Source organism: Rahnella sp. 1L-D-7-B-C2, assembly GCF_057290995.1.
Window position 1 is genome coordinate 272,244 of sequence record NZ_JBXAVQ010000001.1, and the last position, 11,903, is coordinate 284,146.

The window sequence follows — 11,903 nt, forward strand, 5'->3', positions numbered from 1 at the left end:
AATCTCCAAAAAGTCTAAAGTCTTAACAGACCGAATAGTTTACAAATTCTTCAATCGCCTGCTGGTTGCTCGGGGACACCGTCAGCGCTGCCGCTGCCGTTTTGTCGAGCCAACGGTAAGCATGATGCTCGGTAAGTTCCACATCACGCTCCTCCGGTAATGCCAGACAGAACCAGTGCTCTTTGTTGCGGGTCACGCCGGGAGCATAGCGATGGCGCAAATGCGCAAATATTTCAAAATCCACACAGCGATCGCAGTCTTGCAGAGTCAGGTTTTCACCTGCAATGTCGATACCGACCTCTTCCATGACTTCGCGCTGCGTGGTGTCTTTCGGGGATTCCCCGTCTTCCAGACTGCCGGTTACCGACTGCCAGAAATTCGGGTCATCCTTTCGTTGTAGCATCAGCACCCTGCCGGTGTTTCTGGCGTAGATGACGCACAGTATCGACTCAGGACGCTTGTCGCTCATTAGTTATTCTCTGTATTTGTGTCTGGCGTCACTTCTTTTTTCGCCACTACCGCAATACCCAGTTCCAGCAGTGACGCCGGATTAGCAAAGCTTGGCGCTTCAGTCATCAGACAGGCCGCTGCGGTAGTTTTCGGGAAGGCGATGACGTCACGGATGTTGTCGGTACCGGTCAGCAACATCACCAGACGATCCAGACCAAAGGCCAGACCGGCGTGTGGCGGCGTGCCATATTTCAGGGCGTCGAGCAGGAAGCCGAATTTCTCGCGCTGTTCGTGTTCGTTAATGCCCAGAATGCTGAACACGGTCTGCTGCATTTCGCTGCGGTGAATACGCACGGAACCGCCGCCGACTTCGTAACCGTTGATCACCATGTCGTAGGCGTTGGCGATCGCAGAAACCGGGTTGGCTGCCAGCTCATCTGCGCTCATCTCTTTCGGTGCGGTGAACGGATGGTGCATCGCGCTCAGGCCGCCTTCGTCGGTGTCTTCAAACATCGGGAAGTCGATAACCCAGAGCGGTGCCCACACGTCGTCTTGAGTGATTTTCAGGTCACGGCCGACTTTCAGACGCAGTGCGCCGATGGCGTCAGTCACGATTTTCGCGCTGGCTGCGCCGAAGAAGATCATATCGCCGTCTTGTGCGCCGGTACGTTCGATCAGTGCAGAGAGCAAACCAGCGTTGAGGAACTTAGCGACCGGGCTCTGAATACCTTCAAGACCTTTCGCCACTTCGTTCACTTTGATGTAAGCCAGACCTTTCGCGCCGTAGATTTCGATGAATTTCGCGTATTCGTCGATTTGTTTACGGCTCAGTGATGCCCCACCCGGTACGCGCAACGCGGCCACGCGGCCTTTCGGATCGTTGGCCGGATCGGCAAACACTTTGAACTCGATGTCTTTCATCAGGTCCGCAACGTCAACCATTTCCATCGGGTTACGCAGGTCAGGTTTGTCAGAACCGAAACGACGCATCGCTTCTGCATAAGTCATGATCGGGAAATCGCCCAGATCCACGCCTTTGATTTCCTGCCACAGTTCGCGCGCCAGTTTCTCCATCACTTCACGCACTTGCTCGGCGCTCATGAAGGAGGTTTCAACATCGATCTGAGTAAATTCTGGCTGCCGGTCAGCACGTAAATCTTCATCACGGAAGCATTTGACTACCTGATAATAACGGTCGAAACCGGACATCATCAGCAGCTGTTTGAACAGCTGTGGGGATTGAGGCAGCGCGTAGAACTTCCCTTTATGGACACGGCTTGGTACCAGGTAATCGCGCGCGCCTTCCGGTGTGGCCTTGGTCAGCATCGGAGTTTCGATATCGAGGAAGTCATGGCTGTCCATGAAACGGCGTACGAAACTGGTGATTTTTGCGCGCGCTTTCAGGCGATTGGCCATCTCAGGGCGGCGCAGATCCAGATAGCGGTATTTCAGACGCGCTTCTTCGGAGTTCACGTGATTGGAGTCTAGCGGCAGGGATTCTGAGCGGTTGATGATGTTCAGACCGCTTGCGAACACTTCCACTTCACCGGTCGCCATGTCTTTATTGAACTGGCTTTCAGGGCGCGCACGGACGGTGCCGGTCAGCTGGATACAGAATTCATTGCGCAGCTCAGAGGCCAGTTTGTAGGCGTCGGCCTGATCCGGATCGAAGAAAACCTGCACGATGCCTTCGCGGTCACGCATATCGATGAAAATCAGACCACCCAAATCGCGTCGACGGTTAACCCAGCCACACAATGTCACTTCCTGGCCCACATTGGACGCATTCAGCTTTCCACAATATACAGTACGCATAACGGTATCCTTTTGATCCCACTACCCGGCCTCACTGCGCACAGGTACAGAAACGGTTATTCACTCTGGTCGCCCGCCCGCAAAACACTGCGGCGCGCGGAATAGGTTTGCTTATGTTCTAAATCTAAGCTTCTAAAAAAGGAGGCTATTATAAAGGAATTTCCTTCGCAGGATAAGTGCGAACACGTCACGGCTGGCGGGGAAATTCACTCATGTTGCCTGCTACACATAATTTAACAAAATTATCCCCAAATTGACCCACGCGTTAGCATAGACTCGCGCATTCCCCTTTGTACACGCTGTTCATTATTCCTTTCGCTATTAATGAGATAACCGGGAGCTATACGCCATGAAACTTGACCCTAAAACCACCGCACTGGTACTGATCGATTTACAGAAAGGGATCCTGCCGTTTGCAGGCGGCCCACACACAGCGCAGCAGGTGCTGGATAACGCGACAGAACTGGCAAACCGCTTTCGTAAACTGGGCGCATCGGTCGTCATGGTTCGCGTGGGCTGGTCCGATTCTTTCGACGAAGCGCTGAAACAACCGGTTGATGTCCCGGCGGCTGCTCCTGAAGGCGGTTTGCCTGCCAGCTGGTGGGAATTCCCGGAGCAACTGGCGGTTACCGACAAAGATTTACTGGTGGTGAAGCGCCAGTGGGGCGCGTTCTACGGCACCGATCTGGATCTTCAGCTGCGCCGTCGTGGCATTAAAAGCATCGTGCTGGCGGGTATCTCTACTAACATCGGCGTTGAGTCTACCGCGCGTAACGCCTGGGAACACGGTTATGAGCTGGTGATCGCCGAAGATGCATGCAGCGCGCACAACAATGAACATCATCAGTCCAGCGTGCAGTTTATTTTCCCGCGCATCAGCCGCGTACGTTCCACCGCCGAAGTACTTGCCGCTCTGCCACAGTAACGTTACCCTGCCTCAAGGCATTGTTTTTGCTATCCAGACGCCGCCCGCAGAGGCGGCGTTTTCATAAGGAAGAACGGGAGAATACCGGCATGTATATTGGTTTACCGCAATGGCATCACAGCGCCTGGGCACGCATCGGACTGCGCGATTTGGCGGATTACGCGCGGTATTTCAACTGTGTCGAAGGCAACACCACCTTTTATGCCCTGCCAAAACAGGACGTGGTGATGCGCTGGCGTGATATGACGCCGGAAACGTTCCGTTTCTGTTTCAAATTCCCCTCGGCCATCAGCCACAAAGCGGCGCTGGCGGACTGTCAGGAAGATGTCGATACTTTTTATCGCACACTCGAACCTCTTGGCGAACGCATCGGACAGCTGTGGTTGCAGTTGCCCGCGACCTTTGCGCCGCAGCATCTGGATCGTTTGTGGCGATTCCTTGATGCCCTGCCTGCCGGTTTTGATTACGGCGTGGAAGTGCGGCACCTGGATTTCTTTGCCAAAGGCGATGCCGAGCGATGGCTGAATCAAGGTTTATGTCAGCGCGGCGTTAACCGTGCCATTCTCGACAGCCGCCCGGTGCACAGTTCGGGCTCAGTGACCGAAGCCGTTCTTGAAGCCAAACGCAAAAAACCCGTTCTGCCGCTGCACGCCTTAGCCACCGCTTCACGCCCCCTCGTCCGCTTCATCGGCGGCGACCAGCTGGAAGCCAACCGTCCTTTATTCGCACAATGGATCAACAAGCTTCAGGCGTGGGAATCCGAGGGTCTTTCGCCGTATTTATTCATCCATACGCCCGATTGCACCGATGCGCCTCAGCAGGCGCGCAGCCTGTGGCAACAACTGCGCCAGCAGATGCCGTCAGTTCAGCCGGAGCCAGACTGGCCGTTGCAGGATACGTTGTTCTAAAAAATTCACTTTTTCATGACGACAGGTTTTAGTCAGACCGCTATCATAGCCGGGCAGCGGAGAAGAAAAATATTCCGCCGGATTACCTGGAATAACCAAGGAAGTCATCATGATTAGCGCGTTATACGTCGTGCTTGCCGCCATACTGTTGATCAAACTCTCTTTCGATGTTGTACGTTTGCGCATGGAATACCGTATTGCCACCGGTGACGGTGGTTCCTACGAATTGCAGACCGCCATACGCGTGCACGGCAACGCCGTCGAATATCTGCCAATTGGCTGTTTATTACTGCTGTTTATGGAAATGAACGGTGCCGCCGTCTGGATGGTTCACGCCTGCGGCCTGCTTCTGATTGTCGGGCGCTTATTCCACTATTACGGTCTGAAAAACCGCGAATTTACCTGGCGTCGCAACGGCATGGCGGCGACCTATATTTCGCTGGTGCTGATGGTTGTCGTCAATATTATCTATCTGCCGTGGTCGCAGTTCCTCGCCTTCAACTGACTTCGGCCATTTTTCCGGGCAGTTTGCAGTGAACACCGGTGCGCAGGTATCTGCCTGCGCCAGTATCTGCTAAAATCTGCCCTCACTTTTTACCCACACTCTTTTCTGGCCTGACTCACCACTATGGCAAACCACGATACGCTTTTTTCTGCACCAATAGATAAGCTCGGCGACTGGACGTTCGATGAACGCGTGGCCGAAGTTTTCCCCGATATGATCCAACGTTCCGTACCGGGTTATTCCAATATTATCTCTATGATTGGCATGCTCGCCGAACGTTTCGTTCAGCCGGATTCAAATGTCTACGATCTCGGTTGTTCGCTGGGTGCCGCCACGCTTTCCATGCGTCGCAATATCAAGGTGCCGGGCTGCGAAATTATTGCTGTCGATAACTCCCCTGCCATGGTGGAACGCTGCCGTCGTCATATTGATGCGTTCCGCGCCGAAACGCCGGTAACGGTGATTGAATCTGACATTCTGGACATTGAGCTGAAAAACGCCTCGATGGTGGTGCTGAACTTCACGCTGCAATTCCTCGAGCCTGACGATCGTCAGCGCCTGCTCAATCAGGTGTATCAGGGAATGCGTCCGGGGGCTGCGCTGGTGCTGTCGGAAAAATTCAGCTTTGAAGATAAAGATGTCGGCGAACTGCTGTTCAACATGCATCATGATTTCAAGCGCGCCAACGGTTACAGCGAGCTGGAAATCAGCCAGAAACGCAGCATGCTTGAAAATGTCATGCTGACCGATTCGGTCGAAACCCACAAAACCCGCCTGCGTCAGGCCGGTTTCCAGCACACGGAAGTCTGGTTCCAGTGCTTTAACTTCGGCTCACTGATTGCGCTGAAAGCCGGAGAACCCGCATGATCGATTTTGGTGATTTTTACCGTGTCATCGCCAAAGGACCGCTGAGCCCGTGGCTAAACACCCTTCCATCTCAGCTGACCGCGTGGCAGAAAGAATCCCTGCATGGCAAATTCAAACTGTGGTTTAACTCGGTAGACCGCCTGCCGCTGATTAAGCCGGAACGCCTGGATTTGCTACACAGTGTCACCGCCAATATGGAAACGCCGTTGCCGGCTGGCCAGCGCGAAGGGATCGAAAACCTGTTGCGTAATATGATGCCGTGGCGCAAAGGCCCGTTCTCGCTGTACGACGTTGAAATCAATACCGAATGGCGTTCAGACTGGAAATGGGATCGCGTTCTGCCGCATATTTCTCCCCTCACCGGGCGCACCATTCTGGACGTCGGCTGCGGCAGCGGTTATCACATGTGGCGCATGATTGGCGCAGGCGCCCATCTGGCGGTCGGTATCGACCCGATGCAGCTCTTCCTCTGCCAGTTCGAAGCCGTGCGTAAATTACTGGGTGGCGATCAGCGTGCGCATTTACTGCCGCTGGGCATCGAGCAGCTGCCAGAGCTGAACGCGTTCGACACCGTATTCTCGATGGGCGTGCTGTATCACCGCCGTTCGCCGCTGGATCATCTGTATCAGCTAAAAAATCAGCTGGTGAACGGTGGCGAACTGGTGCTTGAGACTTTAGTGGTTGAAGGCGACAGCCAGCAGGTACTGGTGCCGGGCGATCGTTATGCACAGATGGGCAATATCTACTTCATCCCTTCTGCCGATGCGCTGAAGGACTGGCTGATCAAATGTGGCTTTGTGGATGTGCGCATTGCTAACGTGAGTGTCACCACCGTTGAAGAACAGCGCCGCACAGACTGGATGACCAGTGAATCGCTGGCCGAGTTCCTCGATCCAAACGATCCGACCAAAACCATCGAAGGCTATCCGGCACCCCGCCGCGCACTGCTTATCGCCCGCAAGCCGTAATTCTGCTTTTACTCCCGTCATCAGGCGGGAGTCATCCTCCGATATTTGCCTACACGTTCTGTAACACCATCAGCAACAACTTCAGTGAAAAAGGTCTAACCTTTTATTATTGCTATCCGTTTGTTGTGAAAGAGATCGTCGTTAACGTTTTGGGAGGAAATATGAAGTTCCCTAAAGGCAGTATCGTTAAACACAGATCCGGTGATATCAAAGGTACCGTCATCAATGCGTTTGAATCAGAAAAGGGAAATGTGTCGTACTACGTGACGTGGGGAGACGGCACCAGCAGCATGCATCAGGAAAATGAGCTGCATTGGGCCAATATTGACGTCGCCATCCGCATTAAAAACTTTTATGAGAAGTAGCCTGACTGCCCGTACCGCAACATAAGTGGCGATAAACCCGCCGGATTAACGACACTTTTTTGACATTAACGCGCGCTGCGTTACAGGCCTTTGTAAAGCTTCCGCTTTATGCGCTTAATTGATGGATTGATTACTGCTTTTTCGTGTATAAATTCGGCCAAACTTATTCATCAGTATCGCGATGCTTTCAGCTTCGCGGGGAAAATCATGCGCAGAAAGATCCGCTTCCTTTTAGACAGAGCCTTTATCGTTTTCGGCCTATTTATTATGTGTCTGGTGGTGAAAGCCGGAATGTTTGGCGTAGCGTTGCTGACCTGGGGTTAATGGCGGCCGCCGGCTAAAAGAGTAGCACTAATAAACTGCAATAAATTGCGCGCACAAAAAAAGCCCCGCCAACATGACGGGGCCTGGTACTTGCGCAGGGCGACGCAATAAGGGTCGTGAGACCCAATAAAACTGTTGGCGTAATTAAAACTGCTTAATTACGCCGTGCGTGATATTTCATCGTCGAATTGCAATGTGCTTTTCATTGCAGCAACAATATCGCCGTCCACGCAATAACGACTGAATTCATCAAAATCTGTGTCAGAACTCATGGTGACACCGGCTTTCCGGTAGCGCATAGAAGATTTCACCTGACGCCCTGCCGAACTGTGCAATTCGGTCAGGCCGATATCCACAAACTTTTGCAGATTGGTCAGACGTACTCCCGCACCCGCCATAATGATAGGACCACGAGTGAGCTGATTCAGTTCCCGTAACATCGGTAATCCAACTTCAGCGTTCTGCTGCTGGCCAGAAGTCAGAATGCGCGCCACCCCTAACTGAGTCAACTGCTCCAGCGCAACCTTTGGATTAAGGCACATATCAAAGGCTCGATGAAACGTCACCGCCATCTCGCCGCACAGCGCCATGACTTCCCACATGCGCGGCATATCGATATGCCCTTCCGCATCCAGCATCCCGACCACCACGCCCGGGAACCCCATATCACGGATACAAGCGACGTCACTTTTCAGCACGTCGAATTCACTCTGGCTATAGCAAAAGTCACCACCCCGCGGGCGAACAATCGGATGCACCGGGATCGTCACTTTTTCCCTTGCCAGTTTGAGGGTGCCATAGCTTGGCGTGATCCCTCCGTCGGCCTGACTCGCGCACAACTCGACGCGATCGGCTCCGGCCTGTTCTGCCGTAAGCGCACAATCCACGCTGTAACAACACACTTCTAACTTAGTCATGTGACCTCTCCTGATAACGGCATTATGCTACAACACTTGTTTGTAACCGGCCATGTCGCGTAGGCTCTTACAGATGAGCATCCCCGCCCAATTGCTTATTGCTTACTTAGGAAAACTAACTATGGCACTCAATTTTGATTTACGGGTAGACCGCAGTCACAGTGATAGCGTTAAGTGGAATAAATACCATAATCAGGATGTCATTCCGCTTTGGGTAGCAGATACCGATTTCACTGCCCCGCCGCAGGTCATTAAAGAATTACAACAGCGCGTCGCCGAGGGCGTTTTTGGTTACGGTTTTACGCCACCCGAACTGACTGAGTTAGTGGTCGCACGCATGGCCGAACGCTATGACTGGCAGATCCAGCCCGACTGGATTGTCTGGTTGCCCGGCCTGGTGTGTGGCCTGAACGTCGCCGTACGTGCAAACGTCACGCCAGAGCAAAGCAGCCTGGTCCCCATGCCAATGTACCCGCCTTTTATTCAGGCGGCAGAGTCAGAAGGCCGTCAGTACAAAGCCATTGCGGTAAAACAACAGCAACAACGCTGGGTGGCAGATTTTGCTTCTGCACAAAGGCAGCTCGACGGCAGTGAAAGCCTGTTAATGCTGTGCAACCCGTATAATCCGGGTGGCACGGTGTACCGCCGCGAAGAATTGCTGGAACAGCAGGCATTCGCCAAACGCCACAATCTGGTGGTGTGCTCAGACGAAATCCACTGCGATCTGATTCTGGAGCCCGGCCTCAAACACATTCCCTTTGCGTCACTCAATGACGATGCCGCACAGCGTTCAATTACGCTTCTCGCGCCTTCAAAAACTTTCAATCTGGCCGGTCTGGGCGCATCGATGGCGATTATCCCGAATCCGCAATTACGCCGTAAATTCCTCGAAACCAGCAAAGGCATCGTTCCGCACGTCAACATTCTGGCATTCGTCGCTGCAACTGCAGCCTATCGTGATGGCGACGAATGGCTGAGAGCCCAGCTCGATTACCTGCGTGATAACCGTGAACTCGTGACGCGCCGGATCAACGCGATGCCGGGCCTGAAGATGGTTGCACCGGAAGGTACCTACCTCGGCTGGATCGACGCCAGCGCTTTGCCGGTCACAGACCCCTACCGCTTCTTCGTGGAGGCCGGCGTTGGTTTTACTTCAGGCGCGGAATTTGGCGAGCCTAAGTTCGTGCGTATCAATTTCGGTTGCCAGCGCGCGCTGCTGGAAAAAGCACTGGATCGCATGGACATCGCCCTTCAGGCGCTGGCAGATTAATCCTGTTCCCGTTCGCTGGCGACTATCTCCCGCAGGCTATGCGGGTGAAATTTGATAGTCACTGACCCGTCGGTGATCGCCAGCGTCGGGTTGGGCAGGCGTTCGTTCTCACCTTTAGGCGAACTTTGTTTGAGTTTGATACCTGGCATAATTAGCGCGTCATCGGCGATCAGCGCCAGTGCACGGGTATAGAGCTCATCTTCAACGCCCGGCAACACAATCTCGATGTGTTCCCAGCCCTCATGCGGATATCGCTTCTCGCCCGGATACGGCAATTCCACCAAATCGATTTTCAGCGGGCCAACCGTCAGCGGTTCGTTGAGCGTGAACAGACAAATGGGACGCCCGTTGATCTGGGTTTCATTCAGTAACGAACCGCATTTTACCAGCCCTGCACGCCAGCGATCCGCCGTGGTATTTTGATGACAGCGCACGGAGATATGATCAGCATGGAAATCTCCCAAATTTACCTGCAACTTCGCGGCGAATGCCGTCAATACGCGGGCAAAGCGTGGCAGATCATCGACTAAATCTTGTAACTCAGGCACATGTTTCATGACGGGCATCCTAACTCTTTTCAATTTGCAAATCTTCCGGGGCGGGTAATTTACACAGGCTTTCATTCGTTTGCCAGAGACATGCCGCAGAATCGGGTTTTCCACTCTCTGAAAGGTGCGGCGATACTGACTCCCTATGGCTGATATGATATAAACACGCATCATTTTCGGTTAATCCGCTTAAAGCGGATAATCAGTAAACAACTACATTCTTCCCCTCAATCTTTCGGGTTGCATCAAGGCAGCCAACGCAGAGGCAGCACGAAAGATGACGGGGATAACACATAAGGTAATCCGGTGAATATTCAGTCACTTCTTTCAGAAAAAGTCAGCCAGGCGCTGATCGCTGCAGGCGCATCTGCCGACAGCGAAGCGCAAGTCCGTCAGTCCGCCAAAGCACAGTTTGGCGACTATCAGGCTAACGGCGTTATGTCAGTGGCAAAAAAACTTGGTATGCCACCACGACAACTGGCAGAGAAAGTGGTTGAACTGTTGGATCTGAGCGGCATCGCTAATAAAGTCGAAATCGCCGGGCCGGGATTCATCAATATCTTCCTTGATCCTGCCTTTGTAGGTGCACACGTCGACAGCGCGCTGACCGCGCCTAAACTGGGCATCACGCCGGTTGAGCCGCAGACCATCGTAATCGACTATTCCGCGCCAAATGTGGCAAAAGAGATGCACGTTGGCCACATTCGCTCCACCATCATTGGTGACGCGGCGGTGCGTACTAACGAATTCCTCGGCCATAAAGTAATCCGCGCAAACCATGTGGGTGACTGGGGTACGCAGTTCGGCATGCTGATCGCCTACCTCGAAAAAGTGCAGAACGAAAACGCCGGTGACATGAATCTGGCTGACCTTGAAGAGTTCTATCGCGCGGCCAAGAAAAACTACGACGAAGATGAAGATTTCGCCCTGCGCGCCCGTGGTTACGTGGTAAAACTGCAAGGCGGCGACGAATACTGCCGTCAGATGTGGCGCAAACTGGTGGATGTCACCATGGCGCAAAACCAGCTGACCTATAACCGCCTGAACGTGACGCTGACTGAAGACGACGTGATGGGTGAAAGCCTGTACAACGATATGCTGCCGGGTATCGTGTCTGATTTACAGGCCAAAGGTCTGGCAGTGGACAGCGAAGGCGCTGTCGTCGTGTACCTTGATGAATATAAGAACAAAGACGGCGATCCGATGGGTGTTATCATCCGTAAAAAGGATGGCGGCTACCTTTACACCACCACCGATATCGCCTGTGCGAAATACCGCTACGAAACGCTGGGCGCCGATCGCGTGTTGTATTACATCGACTCCCGTCAGCATCAGCACTTGATGCAGGCGTGGACCATCGCGCGCAAGGCCGGTTATGTGCCGGATTCCGTGGCGCTTGAGCACCACATGTTCGGCATGATGCTGGGCAAGGACGGTAAACCGTTCAAAACCCGTTCAGGCGGCACGGTGAAACTGTCCGATCTGCTCGATGAAGCCATTGATCGCGCGCGTAAGCTCATCACTGAGAAAAACCCGGAACTGAAAGACGCCGAAGAACTGGATAAGCTGGTTAACGCCGTCGGTATCGGCGCGATCAAATATGCTGATCTCTCGAAAAGCCGTACTACAGACTACATCTTCGACTGGGATAATATGCTCGCGTTCGAAGGCAATACCGCGCCTTACATGCAGTATGCCTACACCCGCGTCGCGTCTATCTTCAAACGTGCCGACATCGACGTGAACAGCCTGACCCAGCCGGTGGTGCTGCGCGAAGAGCGTGAAGCCGCGCTGGCGACCCGCCTGTTGCAGTTCGAAGAAGTGCTGACCGTCGTTGCCCGCGAAGGCACGCCACACACCATGTGTGCGTATCTGTATGACGTTGCCGGCCTGTTCTCCAGCTTCTACGAACACTGCCCGATCCTTAATGCAGAAGATGAAACCAGCCGTAACAGCCGTCTGAAGCTGGCTCTGTTAACCCAGCGCACGCTGAAAACCGGCCTGGATACGCTGGGTATCGAAACTGTAGAACGTATGTAAT

General features: G+C 53.4%; 12 protein-coding genes. 8 read left to right on the forward strand and 4 right to left on the reverse strand.

What is annotated here, in order from left to right; all coding sequences use genetic code 11:
* Nucleotides 1-22: 22 nt before the first annotated feature.
* Both nudB and aspS read right to left on the reverse strand, forming a co-directional pair.
* Nucleotides 23-469 (reverse strand): dihydroneopterin triphosphate diphosphatase, encoded by a 447-nt coding sequence (gene nudB, locus AC0Z7K_RS01225; protein WP_112164423.1) that lies wholly within the window; start codon nucleotides 467-469, stop codon nucleotides 23-25.
* The gene (gene aspS / locus AC0Z7K_RS01230) at nucleotides 469-2,265 is read right to left on the reverse strand and encodes an aspartate--tRNA ligase (RefSeq protein ID WP_413528552.1); all 1,797 of its coding nucleotides are present in this window, start codon (nucleotides 2,263-2,265) and stop codon (nucleotides 469-471) included. Before aspS ends, nudB begins: the two co-directional genes overlap by 1 nt.
* A 349-nt stretch (nucleotides 2,266-2,614) precedes the next feature.
* Between aspS and AC0Z7K_RS01235 the strand changes: the two genes are divergently transcribed.
* The 6 genes from AC0Z7K_RS01235 to AC0Z7K_RS01260 all read left to right on the forward strand — a co-directional run bounded on the left by AC0Z7K_RS01235 (nucleotide 2,615) and on the right by AC0Z7K_RS01260 (nucleotide 6,803).
* Nucleotides 2,615-3,190 carry a hydrolase gene (locus AC0Z7K_RS01235; protein WP_485612400.1) on the forward strand — a complete coding sequence of 192 codons (576 nt, stop codon included), beginning with the start codon at nucleotides 2,615-2,617 and terminating at the stop codon, nucleotides 3,188-3,190.
* An 89-nt stretch (nucleotides 3,191-3,279) separates the two neighbouring features.
* Entirely contained in the window at nucleotides 3,280-4,098 is an 819-nt protein-coding gene (locus AC0Z7K_RS01240; protein WP_485612401.1) for a DUF72 domain-containing protein, read from the forward strand.
* A 109-nt stretch (nucleotides 4,099-4,207) separates the two neighbouring features.
* Nucleotides 4,208-4,603: an MAPEG family protein gene (locus AC0Z7K_RS01245; protein ID WP_112164427.1), complete on the forward strand. Its 396-nt coding sequence runs from the start codon at nucleotides 4,208-4,210 to the stop codon at nucleotides 4,601-4,603.
* 123 nt (nucleotides 4,604-4,726) lie between these two features.
* Nucleotides 4,727-5,470, forward strand: a complete 744-nt coding sequence (gene cmoA / locus AC0Z7K_RS01250; protein WP_112164428.1) for a carboxy-S-adenosyl-L-methionine synthase CmoA — start codon at nucleotides 4,727-4,729, stop codon at nucleotides 5,468-5,470.
* The gene (gene cmoB / locus AC0Z7K_RS01255; protein WP_485612404.1) at nucleotides 5,467-6,438 is read left to right on the forward strand and encodes a tRNA 5-methoxyuridine(34)/uridine 5-oxyacetic acid(34) synthase CmoB; all 972 of its coding nucleotides are present in this window, start codon (nucleotides 5,467-5,469) and stop codon (nucleotides 6,436-6,438) included. Before cmoA ends, cmoB begins: the two co-directional genes overlap by 4 nt.
* Nucleotides 6,439-6,599: 161 nt before the next feature.
* The gene (locus tag AC0Z7K_RS01260; RefSeq protein WP_413528547.1) at nucleotides 6,600-6,803 is read left to right on the forward strand and encodes a hypothetical protein; all 204 of its coding nucleotides are present in this window, start codon (nucleotides 6,600-6,602) and stop codon (nucleotides 6,801-6,803) included.
* A gap of 482 nt (nucleotides 6,804-7,285) precedes the next feature.
* On the opposite strand, the gene cutC is transcribed toward AC0Z7K_RS01260, so the two are convergent.
* Entirely contained in the window at nucleotides 7,286-8,044 is a 759-nt protein-coding gene (gene cutC, locus AC0Z7K_RS01265; RefSeq protein ID WP_485612406.1) for a copper homeostasis protein CutC, read from the reverse strand.
* 121 nt (nucleotides 8,045-8,165) lie between these two features.
* On the opposite strand from cutC, the gene AC0Z7K_RS01270 reads away from it, so the two are divergent.
* On the forward strand, nucleotides 8,166-9,314 hold the full coding sequence (locus AC0Z7K_RS01270; RefSeq protein ID WP_485612408.1) for a MalY/PatB family protein: 1,149 nt from the start codon (nucleotides 8,166-8,168) through the stop codon (nucleotides 9,312-9,314).
* Here the strand turns inward: AC0Z7K_RS01270 and AC0Z7K_RS01275 are convergent.
* Nucleotides 9,311-9,871, reverse strand: coding sequence for a VOC family protein (locus AC0Z7K_RS01275; protein WP_485612409.1), 561 nt, complete (start codon nucleotides 9,869-9,871; stop codon nucleotides 9,311-9,313). The two genes, AC0Z7K_RS01270 and AC0Z7K_RS01275, sit on opposite strands and share 4 nt — an antisense overlap.
* A gap of 297 nt (nucleotides 9,872-10,168) precedes the next feature.
* On the opposite strand from AC0Z7K_RS01275, the gene argS reads away from it, so the two are divergent.
* Nucleotides 10,169-11,902, forward strand: coding sequence for an arginine--tRNA ligase (gene argS / locus AC0Z7K_RS01280; protein WP_112164435.1), 1,734 nt, complete (start codon nucleotides 10,169-10,171; stop codon nucleotides 11,900-11,902).
* Nucleotide 11,903: the final 1 nt, after the last annotated feature.

What these genes read in the sequence shown, in the direction of transcription:
- nudB (WP_112164423.1), bottom strand. Translation starts at nt 469, where the DNA reads ATGAGCGACAAGCGTCCTGAGTCGATACTGTGCGTCATCTACGCCAGA.
- aspS (WP_413528552.1), bottom strand. Translation starts at nt 2,265, where the DNA reads ATGCGTACTGTATATTGTGGAAAGCTGAATGCGTCCAATGTGGGCCAG.
- AC0Z7K_RS01235 (WP_485612400.1), top strand. Translation starts at nt 2,615, where the DNA reads ATGAAACTTGACCCTAAAACCACCGCACTGGTACTGATCGATTTACAG.
- AC0Z7K_RS01240 (WP_485612401.1), top strand. Translation starts at nt 3,280, where the DNA reads ATGTATATTGGTTTACCGCAATGGCATCACAGCGCCTGGGCACGCATC.
- AC0Z7K_RS01245 (WP_112164427.1), top strand. Translation starts at nt 4,208, where the DNA reads ATGATTAGCGCGTTATACGTCGTGCTTGCCGCCATACTGTTGATCAAA.
- cmoA (WP_112164428.1), top strand. Translation starts at nt 4,727, where the DNA reads ATGGCAAACCACGATACGCTTTTTTCTGCACCAATAGATAAGCTCGGC.
- cmoB (WP_485612404.1), top strand. Translation starts at nt 5,467, where the DNA reads ATGATCGATTTTGGTGATTTTTACCGTGTCATCGCCAAAGGACCGCTG.
- AC0Z7K_RS01260 (WP_413528547.1), top strand. Translation starts at nt 6,600, where the DNA reads ATGAAGTTCCCTAAAGGCAGTATCGTTAAACACAGATCCGGTGATATC.
- cutC (WP_485612406.1), bottom strand. Translation starts at nt 8,044, where the DNA reads ATGACTAAGTTAGAAGTGTGTTGTTACAGCGTGGATTGTGCGCTTACG.
- AC0Z7K_RS01270 (WP_485612408.1), top strand. Translation starts at nt 8,166, where the DNA reads ATGGCACTCAATTTTGATTTACGGGTAGACCGCAGTCACAGTGATAGC.
- AC0Z7K_RS01275 (WP_485612409.1), bottom strand. Translation starts at nt 9,871, where the DNA reads ATGAAACATGTGCCTGAGTTACAAGATTTAGTCGATGATCTGCCACGC.